This window comes from Halobellus rufus, assembly GCF_000739575.1.
In the GTDB taxonomy this organism is placed as follows: domain Archaea; phylum Halobacteriota; class Halobacteria; order Halobacteriales; family Haloferacaceae; genus Haloquadratum; species Haloquadratum rufum.
This window is the reverse complement of the sequence record NZ_BBJO01000013.1, coordinates 49,144-65,585: the sequence shown is the minus strand read 5'-3', so window position 1 is coordinate 65,585 and position 16,442 is coordinate 49,144. Positions and strand designations below refer to the sequence as shown.

The window sequence follows — 16,442 nt, the reverse complement described above, 5'->3', positions numbered from 1 at the left end:
CTGTCGCGAAAATTTATTTCTGATTCACGAAACCGAAAACGGCTACGTCGAGAGCGCGTGACCGAGACGATTCCGCGTCCAGCCGGACGAAACGACACCTGCGACTAGACGAAACTGCCCAGCCCGGTCTGCTCCTGACCGGACTTCACCTCGTCCCACGACATTCCGAGCGCTTCGATGATGCGGGCGATCGGTCCCTTCAGGGTCTTCTCCAGCATCTTGTCCCAGTCGACCTCGAACTCCTCGGGCAGTTGGTCGTCGTACTCGACGCAGATGACGTCGGGATCGCGCTTGAACTCCCCGTAGAGGGGGTCCCGCTGCGGATCGAAGCCGTGTTCGCGTTCCATCTCGCGGAACCACGAGGGGTGGACCTTCCGCAGGTAGAGCCGCTTGGGCTTCGAGCCGCGGCCGAAGTTCGTGCCCAAGAACTCGTTGGCGTACTTCGCGCCGCGGACCTGCGCGGTCGCGGTGTCGTAGGCGTCGAGTCGCTTGCCGATGCCGCCGGGGATGCCGATCTCCTCGACCGGGATCTCGCCGGTCTCGAAGTCCTCGATGATCCCGCGGACGTACTCGGTGATCTCCTCGGTGTCCTCCCCGTGGACGATCATCTCGATGACGCGCTTTTGGACCTCCTTGGTTATCGGCGCGATGTCCGAGCGTTTGTACTCGAAGCCCGTGATATCGATGTCGTCGACGTCCTTGCCCTCTTTCCAGACGATGTGGCCCGCGTAGCGCTTCTTCTTGCCCGCCTGGAAGAACCGCCGGTAGAGCTTCTCGAACTCGATCTGGAAGCGGTGCTCTTCGGCATCGAGCTCCGCTGCGGCGAACTCGTCGTAGGAGTCGTTGATGTGTTCTTCCAACTCGAAGGACTGCTCGATGGCTTCCTCCTTGGAGACGTCGCCGCCGAGTTCGAGCATCACCGAATCGGTGTCCCCGTATATCACTTCCTTGTCGAGTTCGTTAGCCGCCTCAGCGGTGTGTTCGATCACGTCCCGGCCCGTCGCAGTCACGGCAGCGCCCATCTCCTTGTCGTAAAGGCGGAATCGATCCCACCCGAGAACGCCGTACAGCGAGTTCATAATGACCTTGACAGCCCCCTGCTGTCGGTCGTACTGCTCATAGGCGGCAGAACCGGGGTCGTTCTCGTTTCGGAGCGCTTTCTTCTCCTCGCGCTCTGCGAGGAGGTCGTCGATCATCTCACGGATGACACCGTCGGGTTCGCGCCGGAAGTGCGTCCCGTTGGGCGCGTGGAACGTCTCGCCGTCGTACTCGTCGGGGTCGACCTTCGTCTCCGGCGACGCGTTGATCGTCACCATACACATCGGATAGAGGCTCTTCAGGTCGAGCACGGTGACGTTCTCTTTCACGCCGGTGATCGGGTCGAAGACCGCGCCGCCCTCGTAGTCCTCGGCGTCGGCCTGTCCCTTCGAGGGCAGCGCGAAGCGGCCGTGAGCCTCGTGGAGGATGTAGACGTCGACGGTGTCGCCGGGGGTCGTCGCGTCCTCCAGCTTACAGCCGACGAACGTTCGCACCTCGTCCCAGAAGGCGATGACGTCCTGTTTGCGATCGATCTCGACGCAGAGTTCCACGTCGCGGACGTTGTATTCGAGCAGGCGCTCGGGCTCTTGTTCCCAGAGGTCGCCGATGTCGCCCGCGTAGCGCTCCTTCCCGACGTCGAGTTCGAGTTCGCCGACGGCGTCGAGGCGGTAGGACTCGAGTTCGGAGAACTGCGTGCGCTTGTAGGCGTACAGGAGGTCGAAGACGACGCGTCCCTTCACGTTCGGGCCGCCCCAGCCGCTGCGCCAGACCTCGTCGATCCGGGAGAAGCGGTCGGGGTCGAGGTCACATTCGGCGGTCGGATCGATTCGCTCCATCCGGTCGAGGAGGTACGGCATGTCGAAGTCCTCGAAGTTCCAGCCGGTCAGGACGTCCGGGTCCGTCGACTCGATGTACGAGACGAACGCGTCGAGCATCTCGCCCTCGCGTTCGAAGGTGCGGACGTCGATCTCGGTGTCGTCGCGGAGCGGTTCGTAGTCGGCGAGGTCGCCGGGGGATTCGACGCCCTCGCCCGCCTCGGGGGCGTCGTAGAGCCACGCGATGTACTCGTCCTCGTAGGAGTCGTGGCTCGTGAGACAGACGATCGGCTCCTCGCCCTCCTCGGGGAACCCCGAGCGGTCGTCGACCTCGATGTCGAAGGTGTTCACGCGGAGGTCGGCGTCGACCTCGACGGGCTCGATCTCGTCGTGCGGGATCTGGATCGGTCCGCTCTCGCCGTCCGCCGCGTCGGCCTCGCCACCGTCGAGTCGGCGGGCTGGGACGCGAATCCCGCTCTTGATGTCCTTGTCGATCAGCAGGCGGTTCGGAAAGAGGATGTCCGCCTCGTAGTGGTCGAACTCGTCGCGGATCTGGCCGACGTCCCTCGGCGTTCGCGTACAGATCTTCGTCAGGTCGTCGCCGCGGATGCTTTCGTATCCGTCCTCGGTGCGGGTGATGACGTCCCTGTCGAGTTTGTCGTCGTCGAGCGTCTCCGTGGGCGCGTAGAAGTACGGCTCGAAGCCGAGGACGCGGACGTGTTCGACCTCGTTCTCGCGGGTCCGACCGAACACGTGGACGACGGGGTACTCGCGGTCGCCGCTCCCCTCGATCGAGTAGTTCACCTGCGTCACCATCAGTTCGACAGTTCCGTCGGCGTCGGGGAAGCGGATCTCCTCGGCGTCGACGACCTCCGAGACGTGCTGGGAGCCGTTCCCGGCGACGGCGACGGCCTCCTCGTCGGGCCGGGAGCCGTCGGCGGCGCTGCCCGCGCCGCCCCCCCAGTCGTCCGTGAGCCCTGCCTGTTTCATGAGAGCGTCTTCGACACTGCCGAGTAAAAACCTCGGCATTGCCCGCGGCACTCCGTGCGGTCTCACCGCCGCTCGCGCACCGACTCGCCCGCAAGACCTATAATATGGTAACACATACCACGATCTACGATGGTCGACCCTGTTGACTCCGAGCGGACGGATCGGTCGCCAGCCGCGCCTGCGCGGGTGGACGAAGCGGACGGACTCGACGGCGTCGAGTCCTACGATGTCGACGGCGGGGTCGTGTTCTACGATCCGCAGAACCCGCTCGCGTGGGTCGAGACGTCGCAGACGGTGACGCTCACGGAACACTGCTGAGCGGGACACACGGCGCGCGGGCCGTGACGGCGGAGCGAACTACTTTTGCGGGAACCGCGCCTTCTCCCAACCGTGCCGACGGAGTTCGACGAGTGGCCCGACGAACCCGACGAGGCCGACCCCGAGAGCCGGTGGGGCGACCCCGAGAGTGACCTCGTTTCCGTTCCCTCGGTCGACGACCCCGCCGCCGACGTCGACGAGGAGGGCGCCGGCGTCGAGGTCGACGGAGACCTCGCGAAGTTCTTCTGGGCGACGGTCGTCTACGCCAACGTCGCGCTCGCGGGCATCAGTTTGGGCCTCCTCCTCGTCGGCTTCCGCGGGCAGTGGACCTGGGGCGGCGGCGCGGTCGTCGTCGGCCTGTTCGCGCTCTATCGGACCTACGACCTCTATCGGACGTACCAGGAGCAGGGCGTCGGTGAGTCGGACGACCGGTGAGTCGCCGCACCACAACGGGCACCGCCTGTCGCCGCAACGCAACGGATAAACGCCTGTCAGCCCACCGCTCGACTATGCAGTCCGTCCGCGACGCCGATGGGACCCGCTACCTCCTCGTCAAACGGTCCGCGGAGTCGAGTCGCGTGCGCGACCCCGCGACCGGCGAGGAGCGGTACCTCCCGAACGACGAGTTGGACTTCGAAGAGAGCGACGCTCCGCCGCTCTCCGTCGCCGCGAGCGGGATCCCCGAGCCGGTTCGCCGCGTCGTCACCGCCGCGCACGACGAGCAGTCGCTGGGCCTCCTCGTCGAACTCGCCGATCGGGGACCGCTCCCGGTCGTCGAACTGCTCGACGCCTACGCGCTCTGTGAGTCGGACGTCCACGGCCGGCTGTCCGAGTTCCGCGCCGCGCGGCTCGTCGAGGAGACGACGGCCCACGGCGAGCGCGGGTACGACGCGACAGACGTGACGCGCCGGGCGGTCCGGTCGCTGCGCTCGGCGGCCGAAAACGATCCGGAGCGAGAATAGACCGGGGACGAGCCCCGTCGATCAGGCGAAGGCGCGGCTCGCGGTTCCCTCGTCGACGGCGTCGGCCTGGATCTTCTCCCACGCCTCGACGAAGTCCGCCATCGCGATCTCCATTCTGTCGTCGCGGATGGCGAACATCCCGGCCTCCGTGCAGATCGCCTTGATGTCCGCGCCGGAGGCGTCGTCGGCCAGTTCGGCCAGTTCCTCGAAGTCGACGTCGTCGGCGACGTTCATGTCGCGCGTGTGGATCTGGAAGATGAGCGCGCGACCCTCCTCGGTCGGTTTGGGCACCTCGATGAGGCGGTCGAAGCGGCCGGGGCGGAGGATCGCCTCGTCGAGCATGTCGAAGCGGTTGGTGGCGGCGATGATGCGGATGTCGCCGCGCTCGTCGAAGCCGTCCATTTCGGACAGAAGCTGCATCATCGTCCGCTGGACCTCCGCGTCGCCGGAGGTCTTCGAGTCCGTCCGCTTCGAGGCGATCGCGTCGATCTCGTCGATGAACAGGACGGCGGGCTCGTTCTCGCGGGCGACCTCGAAGAGGTCACGGACCAGCTTCGCGCCCTCGCCGATGAACTTGTGGACGAGTTCGGAGCCGGCCATCTTGATGAACGTCGCGTCCGTCTGGTTCGCGACGGCCTTCGCGAGCATCGTCTTCCCCGTGCCGGGCGGGCCGTACAGCAGCACGCCCGAGGGCGGCTGGATCCCCACCTGCTCGAACATCTCGGGGTTCTCCAGCGGCATCTCGACGGTCTCTCGAACCTCCTGCATCTGCTCGTCGAGACCGCCGATGTCCGCGTAGGTGACGTCGGGGCTGTGATCGACCTGCATCACCCGGGCGCGGACGTCGGTCTCGTTGTCGAGGCGCTTGACGACCGAGAGGGAGTTGTTGACGGCGACGCGCGCGTCGGGTTCGAGCTCCTCGCGCATCTCGTCTGTGACCTCGGTGAGCGCCTCCTGGTTGTTGCCGTGCTGTTTGATCACCACGCCGTCGTCGGTGAGTTCCTGCACCGTCGCGACGAACAGCGGCGACTGCTTGAGCTTCTTGTTCTCGTGGGTAAGCCGCTCGAGCTTCTGCTGGTACTTGTTGTTCTCCGCGTTCGCATCCAGAAGTTTGTCCCGCATCTCCTCGTTTTGGGACTCGAGAATGTCCAACCGCTCTCTGAGCGCTTGGATCTTCTCCTGCTGCGACGTCGTCTCCTCGTCGTAGGGGAGTTCGACGTCGTCCACAGTGTCAGTCATCACCCTTCGTAGGGTGTGGTTTCATAAGAGACTTCGGGTGGATGAAACGCTAACAGGGGTCGTCCGACCACCTGCCGCCCGTCGGGGATATCGATCACTGCCCATTCTCCACAGTAATAAAGTGATACAGTAAATATTATTAAGCTACATCTCAGAGTGGGAGGTACGAATGAGCACTACCGAGGCACTTGCCACCGAAGAGGCGTCGACCGACCGCTGGGACCAGGTGCGTGAGATGCCGCCGAGTGCGAAGCTCGTCGCGAAGGTCCTCGATTACAACGAGACGATGACGCAGAGCCAACTCGCCGATGAGACGCTCCTGCCGCCGCGGACGGTCCGCTACGCGCTCTCCCGGCTCGAAGACGCCGGCGCAGTCGACTCGCGCTTCTCCTTCACCGACGCCCGCAAGCGACTGTACACGCTGTCGCTGTAGGCGCTTCCGGCCCAACCGTTCTGAGTGCGCTCCCGGCACCGTCTGCGCACCGAGCGGCTCCCGACTGGACGCACACCGAGCGTTCAAGTACGATGCCGGGGCCACACGTTCCGTGACCGAACGCCAAGCCGCGACGACGGCGCAGTCCGCCGATTCCGTCCGACGGTCGCTCCGGGCGCTCGCCGACGGCTCTGCACCACCTGAACCGTCGGAGTCCGCAACGGATTTCGACGGCAACGAACGGGCGGAGGCCGTCGTTCGCGACGCGGAGTCGGCAATGTCGTGCGCACGCGAAGCAACTGCGTTCCTCCGCGACGGTCGACTCACCGAGTTGGAGGCGGCGGTCGCGGCGGCGGACCGACGCGGCGCAGTCGACGTCGCCGAGCGCGGACGCCGCGCGCTGGCGACGCTGCGAGCGCTCGATGCGGCGCTCGATTCGGGACGTGCCGGGTCCGACACGCAGACTCGACGCCGCCTGCGACTTGACCACGTCGGCTCCGACCACGTCGACCCCGACCACTTCCGCTCCGCTCGCGGAACGGTTTTAGGACGGACCGAACAATCACTGGACAGATGACACGGGTGATCCACACCGGCGACACCCACCTCGGGTACCAGCAGTACCACTCGCCGGCGCGGCGAGAGGACTTCCTCGACGCGTTCGAGCAGGTGGTCGACGACGCGATCGACGACGACGTCGACGCCGTCGTCCACGCGGGCGATCTGTTCCACGACCGACGGCCGGAGCTCCGGGATCTCCTCGGGACGATCCGGATCCTCCGACGGCTCCGAGACGCCGGGATCCCGTTTCTCGCGGTCGTCGGCAACCACGAGTCGACCCGCGGGGGCCAGTGGCTCGACCTCTTCGAGAATCTCGGGCTCGGCGAACGGCTCGGCCCCGAGCCGCGGGTCGTCGGCGAGACGGCCTTCTACGGGCTGGATCACGTCCCGAAGTCCCGGCGCGACGACCTCGAATACGACTTCGAGCCGCACGACGCCGAGCACGCCGCGCTCGTGAGCCACGGCCTGTTCACCCCGTTCGCCCACGCCGACTGGGAGACCGAGACCGTCCTCGAACGGTCGACCGTCGACTTCGACGCTGTCCTGCTCGGCGACAACCACGCGCCGGGGATCGAGACCGTCGCCGACACGTGGGTCACCTACTGCGGTTCGACCGAGCGCGCCAGCGCCGCCGAGGAGGAAGCGCGCGGGTACAACCTCGTCACGTTCGGCGCGAGCGAGGGGGACGCCGGAGACGCCGCCGACGTGGATGAAGGCGATGGCGGGCCCGACCCCGCGGTCGACATCCGCCGACGGACGCTCGACACGCGCCCGTTCGTCTTCGTCTCCGTGGAGTTGGCCGAGAGCGAGGGGACAGAGCGCGTCCGCGAGCAACTCCGCCAGCGGGAGGTCGAGGACGCGGTCGTCGTCGTCGAGATCTTGGGAGGGGGCGACCCGGTGACGCCCGCCTCGATCGAGGAGTCCCTCACCGAGCGCGGCGCGCTCGTCGCCCGCGTCACCGACCGCCGAGAGCGGGACGTCGACGCCTCGTTCGACGTCTCCTTCGCCGACCCGGACGACGCCGTCGAGGAGCGCGTCCGCGACCTCGGCCTCTCCTCGGCCGCCCTCGACGTCGACGAGACGATCCGCGCGAGCAAGACGGCCGACTCGAACGTCCGCGACGTCGTCGAGGACCGCGTCTCCGACCTGCTCGACGAGGACCCGGACGCCTTCGAGCCGGCGCCCGAACCGGAGTCGACGGAAGACGAGGCGACCGAAGACGGTGACGTCGTCGACGTCGATACGGAGGCCGACAGTGCGGCCGAGATGTCGGAGGACGCTGCGACGGCGGGGAGCGACGAGACGGCAGAGAGCGATGAAACCGAGGAAGCGGCAGGAGACGATGCACCGGAGACGGACGACCCCGACCCGGAACCGACCGACGGAACGGACGCACAGCCGACCGACGGCCAGGTCACGATGGAGGACTTCTAGATGCGCTTCGAACGGATCCGACTGCAGAACTTCAAGCCCTACGCCGACGCGGAACTGGACCTCCGCGACGGAGTCACCGTCATCCACGGCCTGAACGGCAGCGGCAAATCCTCGCTCTTGGAGGCGTGCTTCTTCGCGCTGTACGGTGCCCACGCGCTCGACGAGACGCTCGACGACGTCGTGACGACCGGCGAGGACGAGGCCGAGATCGAACTGGAGTTCGCCCACGAGGGCGAGACGTTCCGCATCCTGCGGGAACTGCGTCGCTCCGGGGATCGCATTCACACGGCGACCTGCACGCTCGAAGGTCCCGGCGTCGCGGTCGACGGCGCGACCGACGTCCGGGCGTTCGTCACCGACCTCCTGCGGATGGACGCCGAGGCGTTCGTCAACTGCGCGTACGTCCGGCAGGGCGAGGTGAACAAGCTCATCAACGCCACGCCCGCCCAGCGGCAGGACACCATCGACGACCTCCTCCAGTTGGGGAAGCTAGAGGAGTACCGCGAACGGGCGAGTCAGGCGCGACTCGGCGTCGAGGACGTGCGCTCGGAGACCAGAGGCGCGCTCGCGAAACTCGACTCCCAGATCGAGGCCAAGGAGGACGCGGACCTCCACGCGAGGCTGAACGAGCTGGAATCGGCGCTGGCCGACGTCGACGCGAAGATCGAGCGCTTCGAGGAGAACGAGGCGCGCGCCGAGGAGACCCTCGCGGAGGCCGAGGAGGTCCTCGCCTCCCACGAGGAGACGAAGGCGGAACTCGACGATCTCGACGAAGACATCGCGGAGCTCCGCGAGACGATCGAGTCCGACGAGGCCGAGCGCGAGGAGCTCCGATCAGAGATCGTCGACCGCCGCGATCGAATCGACGAACTCGAAGACGAGCTCGAATCTGCGGCGGCGAAAACCGACCTCGGCGGTTCGGAGAGCGACGCCGGCACGGTCGCCGTCGATGAGGTAGACGCCGACGCGCTGGAATCTCGCCGCGAGGCGCTCGACGAACGGGAGGCGGAGATCCGCGAGGAACTCACCGACGCGCGCCAGCGCGAGACGATGCTGTCGAACCAGGCCGAGAAGCTGGCCGAGCGCGCGGACGAGTTCGAGACGCGCGCGGAGGAGCTCCGCGAGCGCGCCGCGGAGGCGGAGTCGACCGCCGGCGACGCCGAGGACCGGATCGAAGAGCGGACCGCTGAACTGGCGGAACTCGACGACGAGATCGAGACCCTGCGAGAGCGCTTCGAGGGCGCGCCGGTCGAGGTCGGCGAGGCCGAGGCCCACCGCGAGTCGGTGCAGGCGTCGCTCCGCGAGACGCGCGAGTCGCTCGCGACGAAGCGCGCGGAGTTGGAGTCGGCTCGGGAGCGCCTCGACGAGGCCGAGTCGCTCCGCGCGGAGGGGAAGTGTCCGGAGTGCGGCCAGCCGGTCGAGGAGTCGCCGCACGTCGACGCCATCGGCGAGTACGAGGCCGAAATCGAGACCCTAGCGGCCGATATCGACGACCTCGAAGCCGAGGAAGACGAGTACGAGGCCGCCCTCGACACCGCAGCGTCGCTCGTCGACGCCGAGTCGCGGCTCGGGAACCTCCGCGAGAAGCGCTCGCTGATCGAGAGCAGCATCGAAGACGCGAGGGAGACCGCCGAGGACCGCCGAGAGGAGGCCGAATCGGCGCGGGAGGAGGCTGAGGAGCTCGACGCGCAGGCCGACGCGAAGCGCGAGGCGGCCGAGACGCAGTCGGCGGCCGCCGAAGACGCCGCGGAGACCGTCGAATCCCTCGAAACCGACCTCGAAGAGCTCTCGACTGCCCGCGAGCGCTTGGACCGCGTCGAATCGCTCCGCGCGGAGATCGACGCGGCCGAATCGGAGATCGACCGCCTCCGAGAGCGCCGGCAGACGATCGGCGAGCGCAACGACGAGCGCCGGGAGTACCTCCAAGAGAAGCGCGAGCGGCGCGAGGAACTCGCCGAGGCGGTCGACGAGGAGCGCGTCGAGGCGGCGAAGTCGAACAAGCGAGAGGCCGAGGAGTACCTCGAAGACGTCGAAGAGAAGCTCGCGGAGCTCCGCGAGCGGCGCGACGAACTCACGAGCGACATCGGCGGCGTGAAGACGTCGCTTTCGGAGCTCGAATCGCTCCGGGAGGACAGAGACGAGATCGCCGCGAAGGTGGAGTCGCTGGAGTCGCTGCACGAGGAGATCTCGACGCTCGAATCGACCTACAGCGACCTCCGCGCGGAGCTCCGGCGGCGGAACGTCGAGACGCTCGAACGGATGCTCAACGAGACGTTCGACCTCGTCTACGCCAACGACGCGTACTCCCGGATCCGCCTCGACGACGAGTACGAACTGACCGTCTTCCAGAAGGACGGCACCGCGCTCGACCCCGAACAGCTCTCCGGCGGCGAGCGCGCGCTGTTCAACCTCTCGCTGCGGTGTGCGATCTACCGCCTCCTCGCGGAGGGGATCGAGGGGTCCGCGCCGATGCCGCCGCTCATCCTCGACGAACCGACGGTCTTCCTCGATTCGGGCCACGTCTCCCGGCTGGTCGACCTCGTCGAGGAGATGCGTCGGCTGGGCGTCGCGCAGATCCTGATCGTGAGCCACGACGACGACCTCGTCGCGGCCGCCGACGACCTCGTCACCGTGGAGAAGGACCCGACGAGCAACCGCTCCTCCGTCGACCGCGTCGCCGACGCGTCGCTCGCGGCGATCGAGTCGAGCGCCGACGACTGAGTCGCAGCGGTGGGTTCCGAGCGGCTGAACCGACCGCGGTCGACAGTCTCAACACGGCCCCATCCGATGCCCGCGTATGGGCACGCCGCGCGACACTCGCGAAGAACAGGCCGCGGAGGTTCTCGACCGGCTCTACGAGGAGTACCCGGACTCGACGATCTCGCTGAACTACTCGACCCGACTGGAACTGCTCGTCGCCGTCGTGCTCTCGGCGCAGTGCACCGACGAGCGGGTGAACCAGGTGACCGAGGAGCTGTTCGAGAAGTATCAGAGCGCGGCCGACTACGCCGCGGCCGACGAAGAGGAACTCGCCGACGACATCTACGGGATCACGTTCCACAACAACAAGGCCGGCTACCTCAAGTCGATCGGCGAGACGCTCGTCTCCGAGCACGACGGCGAGGTCCCGGACACGATGGCCGAACTCACCGACCTCTCGGGCGTCGGTCGCAAGACCGCGAACGTCGTCCTGCAGCACGGGCACGACGTCGTCGAGGGCATCGTCGTCGACACGCACGTCCAGCGCATCTCCCGTCGGCTCGGCATCGCCGAGGCGGAGACGCCGACGAAGATCGAGCGCGAACTGATGGCGCTCGTTCCCGAGTCGGACTGGCAGCAGTTCACCCATCTGTTCATCAGCCACGGCCGCGCGGTGTGCACCGCGCGCAACCCCGACTGCGAGGCGTGCGTTCTCGAAGACGTCTGCCCGTCCTCGAAGCTCGATGCCGACGTCGACCTCGCGTCCGGCGAGGCGTGGAGCTAATTCGGAAGGTGGCGGCCAGCAGTTAGACGTCGGGCGACGCGAGGGGTCCGAGGAGATCCGCGGACGGTTTCGGACGACCTGCGGACTATCCGAGGACGTACCGTCCGACGTACTGCGACATCCCGAGGAGCCACGCGAGGAACCAGAAGAGCACGTAGCCGAAGACGCCGACCCGGAGCCGGCCGCGCCACGCGCTCATGTCCGGGTGCAGTTCGTCGAGGTCGATCTCCTGTTCGGGGTCCTCGTAGAGGTCCGCGTCGCGTTTCACCTGCAGGATTCTGACGATCCCCGTGAGCGCGAGCACCAAGAGCGCGTACGCCTGCAGTCCCAGGATCGCGTGGAGGACGATCACGCCGCCGAGTTGATCGAGGAGCCGCGGGAGCATCCACGTCAGGACCGGGATCGTGGTGAGAACCAGCCCCGGAACGATGAACTGCAGGTGGTAGACGAGGACGTCCCAAGTGACCGTGTCGGCGTCGATCATGATCCACGCGCCGTAGAGGTAGAAGGGGAGGCTGGCCGTGACCATCAGCGCGGCGGCGGTCGCGATGGTCGACTCGGATACCATTGTCCCGGCTTGGAATCCCCGGCGTGTAAAGTGACCGACTTGCTCGCGTTTGGTGAAAGAACCGTTACCCTAAGGAGTCTGCCGGTCGAACACTCGGGTAATGACGGAGTCCTCTGAGGGGTCGGACGCGACAGAGCGCAGGTCCGGCGCGGACTCGCAGGACGACCCGACGGCTGCAGGCGGGCCGTCGGCGTCGACCGCGGACGACGACTCGCCGTCGGACGGAGCGGACGACCCGCCGCGGACCGCTGGCGGCGAATCCGCGTCCGGAGACGACGCACCGCCAGCCGACGCGGAGGGGCTCGACGAACTCCGTCGGCAGGTCGAAGAGACCTACGACTTCGACGACTTCGGCCCCGAGGACATGGCCGAGATGAGTCTCGAAGAGTGGGAGGCGGTGTTCGATCCCGGCACGTGGATCGTCGGCGAGGAACTCCTCGACCGCGTCGAGCAGGAGCTGAACGCGCGGGTCGCGATCCGCGAGATCTTCGCCGTCGTCGAACGGATCCGGGCGGGAGAGGACCGGGTCGTCGCCTACTCCGACGAGGGGTACGCGATCGTCCACCCCGACGGGAGCGTCGAGGGCGAGGGGACCGTCCTCCGCGACGTCAAGCCGACGGTCGCGCTCTGCTCGATGGACAGTTACGAGCTGATGGACGCCCCCGAAGACGCGTCGCTGCCGGAACCGGAGGCCGTCGTCGAGGGCAGCGGCGAGTTCGGGAACCTGATGCTGCAGATCGTCGCCGCCGCGCAGATGGTCGTCGGGCTCGGTCTGCTCGTCGCGTGGATCGCGCTCCCGTCGCTCTCGACGATCGTCGCGCCGATCGCCGCGATCGGCTTTCTGGTCATCGGCTTCTTCCTCTTTCTCGTCGTCGCCAACGCGCGGCTCTCGGACCGGTTCCGGACGGAGGAGTTCCGAAACCGCCTCCGCGCGCTGGAGGCCATCAGGGAGGACCGTCCGGAGTTCCTTCCGGAATCGGCGGTGCCGGACGAGGCGGAGAGTTCCTCGCGCCAGGTCGACGCGGCCCACGACACTGATGTGGGCGAGGACGGCGAATCCGACGCCGACGGGGCCTCTCGCTAGGGCCCGCCGTGAGGGGGGAGTCGGTGGGTTTAAGCGCGCTGCTTCCTCAGAACGAACTGTATGAAGAGGCGGGACTTTCTGCGAGCAGCGAGCGTCCCTGCTGCTGCCACGACGGCCTCTGCCACCGCCGGACTCGGTGCCGCCCAGGAGACCGAGACCGAGGGCGGGACAGCCACAGGCACGGCAACTGGAACCGGGACTGGGACCGGTACTGGCACTGGGACCGGAACCGGAACCGGAACGGAATCCGGAGGCGGCTCCGGAAGCGGCGAGACCGTCACCGTGACCGTCGGTCCGGGCGGGTCGCTCGTGTACGAACCGGGAACTGAGGAAGCGCTACAGATCGCTCCGGGGACGACCGTCGAGTTCGTCTGGGACTCGGACAACCACAACATCGTCGTCGAGAACCAGCCGGAGGGCGCCGACTGGGGCGGTCACGAACCGATCGAGAACACGGGGTTCACGTACTCACACACCTTCGAGACGCTGGGAACCTACGAGTACTACTGTGACCCCCACCGATCGGCGGGGATGGAAGCCACCCTCGAAGTCGTCGAGAACCCCGACGCCGGCGGCGGCGGTGGCGGCGAGAAGGAACTGCACGACCTCGGCGTCCCGATCCACGCCCACTGGGTCGGCGCGGCGACGATCCTCGGCATCCTCGTGACGGTGATCTTCACGTTCTACATCCTGAAATACGGTGAGTCCCCGCACACGGGGACCGGGAGGAACTGACGATGTCATCGAGTGGAAGCACCTACGGCGACATCCACCGGTACGAACCGGCGCGAGAGAGCACCGCCGCGGCGATCGCCATCGTCCTGTTGACGATCATCGAGGTCGTCTTCGTGTTCCTGTTCACCTACGGTCTCCTGTCCGGATGGGGACTGACCGACACCGGGAATATGTACCTCGGCGCCGTGTTAGCCGTCATTTTCATTGATCTGGCGTTCATCCTCGCAATGTACCGCAAGGAGTTCCTGCCGGACGTCGTGATCGTCAAGAAGCGACGTCGCAAGTGGGAGGACCTCTACATCCGCGAGGAGGACGCAGACGGCGTGCCGTTCGCCGACGGCGCGTGGGATCACGTCAAACGCGCGGTCTACCCCTACTACAAGCGATAACAATGAGCCTCGAAAAGAAAGACGACTACGACCACAAGGGCTGGATGAAAGAGAAGGACCTGACTCCCGTGGAGTCGGTCTTCCTCACGACGCTCATCTGGCTGGACAAGCGGCTCCGAATCGTCGACTACCTGGAACTGCTGGAGACCCTGTACTACCGGGTGAACCTCCAGATGCCGAAGAGCCACACCGAACAGTACAACCTCGACAACAAGTTCTGGTACTGGTACCCGCTGTACACGCTGGGGCTGTTCTCCACGCTCGCGTACGTCGTCGCCGCCATCAGCGGCGCGCTGTTGGGGTTCTACTACTCGCCGGCGACGACCGGCGACCCCTCGACCGCCTACAACTCCATCGCGTTCATCATGCAGGACCTCCAGTTCGGATTCATGCTGCGGTCGATCCACCGCTGGTCGGCGCAGGTGATGGTCGCGGCGGTGTTCCTCCACATGCTCCGCGTGTACTTCACCGGGGCGTACAAGGAGCCGCGGGAGTTGAACTGGTTGCTCGGCATCGTCCTGATCAGCCTGACGATGGTGTTCGGGTACACCGGCTACCTGCTCCCGTGGGACCAACTCGCCTACTGGGCGGGCCAGATCGGCGTCGAGATGGCGCTATCGGTCCCGCTGGTCGGCGAGTGGGCCGCCCAACTGTTGTTCGGCGGGTTCTCGCTGAGCCAGGCAACGCTGCAACGAATGTACATCATCCACGTGTTCCTGCTCCCGTTCGTGGTGACCTCGCTCATCGCCATCCACATTGGGATCGTCTGGGTGCAGGGCATCGCGGAGCCACACTGATACAATGACCGACGAAGAATCCACCACCGACGACGTCCGCGCCGACGGCAGCGGCATCGTCGCCCCCGACGACGAGACGCCGACGTGGCGCGAGCGTAAGGAACGAACGCAGGGGCTCTCACAGCTCACCTACGAGTACTTCGAGCGCTCCCGTCGCGAAGACCAGGACCTCAGACAGGAGTCCGACTACGTCGAGCGCGACGTGCTCGCGTTTCCGACGTGGCCCCACGAGATCATCCGAAACCTGGCGATCGCCAGCTTCTTCGTGGGAATGCTGCTGTTCCTGTCGGCGACGCTGCCGCCGCACATCGGCGACCCGGCGAACCCATCGAGTACGCCCGCGATCATCCTGCCCGACTGGTACCTCTACTGGTCGTTCGGTCTGCTCAAACTCGGCCCGCTGAACCCCGAACTATCGATCCTCGGCGGGGAAAAACTGATGTCCGACCGGATGTACGGCGTCCTCGCGAACGTCGTCGTCGTCGGGTTCATCGCCATCGTCCCCTTCCTGAACAAGGGGAGCGCCCGACGCCCGGTCGAACAGCCGCTGTGGTCGGCCATCGGCGTCGGCGGCGTCATCTTCGCGCTCACCATCAGCGTCTACTCCGCGAAGAACCTCCTGCCGATGAACGTCAAACTCGCCTTCGACCTGACGTTCCTGCTGCCGATCGTCGGCGGCTTCATCACCTGGGCGGTGCTGAAGACGATGCGAGAGGGGTACATGTACGACCTCAACCGGCGGTACTACCGGCTTCGTCCGCCGAAGTAAGGGCAGACTGCCTCCGTCAGATCTCCCGTCCCGACGCTGATTTTTCGCTGCGTTCCTCGTTCGACCGCGCCCGTTTGATCGCCGCCCGCTCGCCGAGATACGGAAAGGGCCTTTTTCCACCGGTGCGAAGGGCGTCCAATGAGTGACGGAGATCCGGCGTCGGCGTCAGAGGGCGCGGCGGACAGTTCGCGCGAGGACGACACCGATCGGGACGCGCGCGGCGGCCGCGACGTCGTCGTGCCGATGCGGATCTACAAGACCGTCACGGTGTTCTCGACGCTCATCGCCGTCGTGAGCGTCGTGTTCGGGTTTATGCTTCTCGACGCGGCCACGCTGAACGTGAGCTTTCTGGGAAACACCGTCCGCAGCGTCCTCGCCGCCGTCGGCCTCGCGATCGGCGACGGGCTGTTGAGCACCGTCTTCGCCGCGCTGGGGCTCGCGATCATCGCGTTCGGAGCGGGAGTGTACGTGATCGGCACGCGGTTCCGCGCCCGCGGAATGGGAAAGTCTCAAGAGGATTCCGGCGAAGATTCGAACACCAATGGCTGACGAGTTCATCAAAGGGCTGGGAATCTTCACGGCGTCGGGTCTCGGGTGGATGGTGCTGGCGGGCTGGTACCGGACGCCGAGCTTCGCGAGTGAACAACAGCTCGTCTCCCCGGTGGAGCTCAGCGATTCCGCGACGATGTTCGACACCCTCGGCGTGATGCTTATGGACGCGCTCTTCTGGTTCACGATCATCGGTGCGCTGACGTTCTGGGTCGTCATTCCGGCGATCCGGCAGGCTCGCGAAGCCCTAGAAGAACGCGCGCAGTGAGTGGTCGGG

General features: G+C 66.5%; 18 protein-coding genes. 15 read left to right on the top strand and 3 right to left on the bottom strand.

Annotation, left to right across the window (positions count from 1 at the left end; genetic code table 11):
• Positions 1-104 precede the first annotated feature (104 nt).
• Positions 105-2,843, bottom strand: coding sequence for a DNA-directed DNA polymerase (locus tag ACP99_RS06570; RefSeq protein WP_049985833.1), 2,739 nt, complete (start codon positions 2,841-2,843; stop codon positions 105-107).
• 129 nt (positions 2,844-2,972) lie between these two features.
• Between ACP99_RS06570 and ACP99_RS06565 the strand changes: the two genes are divergently transcribed.
• From ACP99_RS06565 to ACP99_RS06555, 3 genes are all read left to right on the top strand, one after another.
• Positions 2,973-3,161 (top strand): DUF7331 family protein, encoded by a 189-nt coding sequence (locus tag ACP99_RS06565; RefSeq protein WP_049985832.1) that lies wholly within the window; start codon positions 2,973-2,975, stop codon positions 3,159-3,161.
• A 72-nt stretch (positions 3,162-3,233) separates the two neighbouring features.
• Positions 3,234-3,596, top strand: a complete 363-nt coding sequence (locus ACP99_RS06560; protein ID WP_049985831.1) for a DUF7322 domain-containing protein — start codon at positions 3,234-3,236, stop codon at positions 3,594-3,596.
• Between the two features lie 74 nt (positions 3,597-3,670).
• On the top strand, positions 3,671-4,123 hold the full coding sequence (locus ACP99_RS06555) for a DUF7346 family protein (RefSeq protein ID WP_049985830.1): 453 nt from the start codon (positions 3,671-3,673) through the stop codon (positions 4,121-4,123).
• Positions 4,124-4,144: 21 nt separating this feature from the next.
• Here ACP99_RS06555 and pan1 read toward each other — a convergent pair whose 3' ends face one another.
• Complete coding sequence (gene pan1, locus ACP99_RS06550) at positions 4,145-5,362, bottom strand: proteasome-activating nucleotidase Pan1 (protein WP_049985829.1); 1,218 nt, start codon at positions 5,360-5,362, stop codon at positions 4,145-4,147.
• A gap of 169 nt (positions 5,363-5,531) precedes the next feature.
• On the opposite strand from pan1, the gene ACP99_RS06545 reads away from it, so the two are divergent.
• The 5 genes from ACP99_RS06545 (at position 5,532) to nth (ending at position 11,274) form a co-directional block, all read left to right on the top strand.
• Complete coding sequence (locus ACP99_RS06545) at positions 5,532-5,795, top strand: MarR family transcriptional regulator (RefSeq protein WP_049985828.1); 264 nt, start codon at positions 5,532-5,534, stop codon at positions 5,793-5,795.
• Positions 5,796-5,907: 112 nt separating this feature from the next.
• Positions 5,908-6,372: a hypothetical protein gene (locus ACP99_RS06540; RefSeq protein ID WP_049985827.1), complete on the top strand. Its 465-nt coding sequence runs from the start codon at positions 5,908-5,910 to the stop codon at positions 6,370-6,372.
• Entirely contained in the window at positions 6,369-7,790 is a 1,422-nt protein-coding gene (gene mre11, locus ACP99_RS06535) for a DNA double-strand break repair protein Mre11 (RefSeq protein ID WP_049985826.1), read from the top strand. Before ACP99_RS06540 ends, mre11 begins: the two co-directional genes overlap by 4 nt.
• Complete coding sequence (gene rad50 / locus ACP99_RS06530; protein ID WP_049985825.1) at positions 7,791-10,511, top strand: DNA double-strand break repair ATPase Rad50; 2,721 nt, start codon at positions 7,791-7,793, stop codon at positions 10,509-10,511. It abuts the gene before it with no gap.
• 76 nt (positions 10,512-10,587) lie between these two features.
• Positions 10,588-11,274, top strand: a complete 687-nt coding sequence (gene nth / locus ACP99_RS06525) for an endonuclease III (RefSeq protein ID WP_049985824.1) — start codon at positions 10,588-10,590, stop codon at positions 11,272-11,274.
• An 85-nt stretch (positions 11,275-11,359) separates the two neighbouring features.
• Here the strand turns inward: nth and ACP99_RS06520 are convergent, their stop codons facing one another.
• Positions 11,360-11,842, bottom strand: a complete 483-nt coding sequence (locus tag ACP99_RS06520; protein ID WP_049985823.1) for a DUF7321 family protein — start codon at positions 11,840-11,842, stop codon at positions 11,360-11,362.
• Between the two features lie 100 nt (positions 11,843-11,942).
• Between ACP99_RS06520 and ACP99_RS06515 the strand changes: the two genes are divergently transcribed.
• The 7 genes from ACP99_RS06515 (at position 11,943) to ACP99_RS06485 (ending at position 16,433) form a co-directional block, all read left to right on the top strand.
• Positions 11,943-12,926: a DUF7319 domain-containing protein gene (locus ACP99_RS06515; protein ID WP_081927208.1), complete on the top strand. Its 984-nt coding sequence runs from the start codon at positions 11,943-11,945 to the stop codon at positions 12,924-12,926.
• 60 nt (positions 12,927-12,986) lie between these two features.
• Positions 12,987-13,661 (top strand): plastocyanin/azurin family copper-binding protein, encoded by a 675-nt coding sequence (locus tag ACP99_RS06510; protein ID WP_049985822.1) that lies wholly within the window; start codon positions 12,987-12,989, stop codon positions 13,659-13,661.
• A 2-nt stretch (positions 13,662-13,663) separates the two neighbouring features.
• On the top strand, positions 13,664-14,050 hold the full coding sequence (locus ACP99_RS06505) for a DUF7318 family protein (RefSeq protein WP_049985821.1): 387 nt from the start codon (positions 13,664-13,666) through the stop codon (positions 14,048-14,050).
• Between the two features lie 2 nt (positions 14,051-14,052).
• Positions 14,053-14,847: a cytochrome b gene (locus ACP99_RS06500; protein ID WP_049985820.1), complete on the top strand. Its 795-nt coding sequence runs from the start codon at positions 14,053-14,055 to the stop codon at positions 14,845-14,847.
• A gap of 4 nt (positions 14,848-14,851) precedes the next feature.
• Positions 14,852-15,616, top strand: coding sequence for a cytochrome bc complex cytochrome b subunit (locus tag ACP99_RS06495; protein ID WP_049985819.1), 765 nt, complete (start codon positions 14,852-14,854; stop codon positions 15,614-15,616).
• 138 nt (positions 15,617-15,754) lie between these two features.
• Complete coding sequence (locus tag ACP99_RS06490; protein ID WP_049985818.1) at positions 15,755-16,165, top strand: DUF7315 family membrane protein; 411 nt, start codon at positions 15,755-15,757, stop codon at positions 16,163-16,165.
• On the top strand, positions 16,158-16,433 hold the full coding sequence (locus ACP99_RS06485) for a DUF7314 family protein (RefSeq protein ID WP_049985817.1): 276 nt from the start codon (positions 16,158-16,160) through the stop codon (positions 16,431-16,433). The genes ACP99_RS06490 and ACP99_RS06485 overlap by 8 nt, the downstream gene beginning before the upstream one ends.
• Positions 16,434-16,442: the final 9 nt, after the last annotated feature.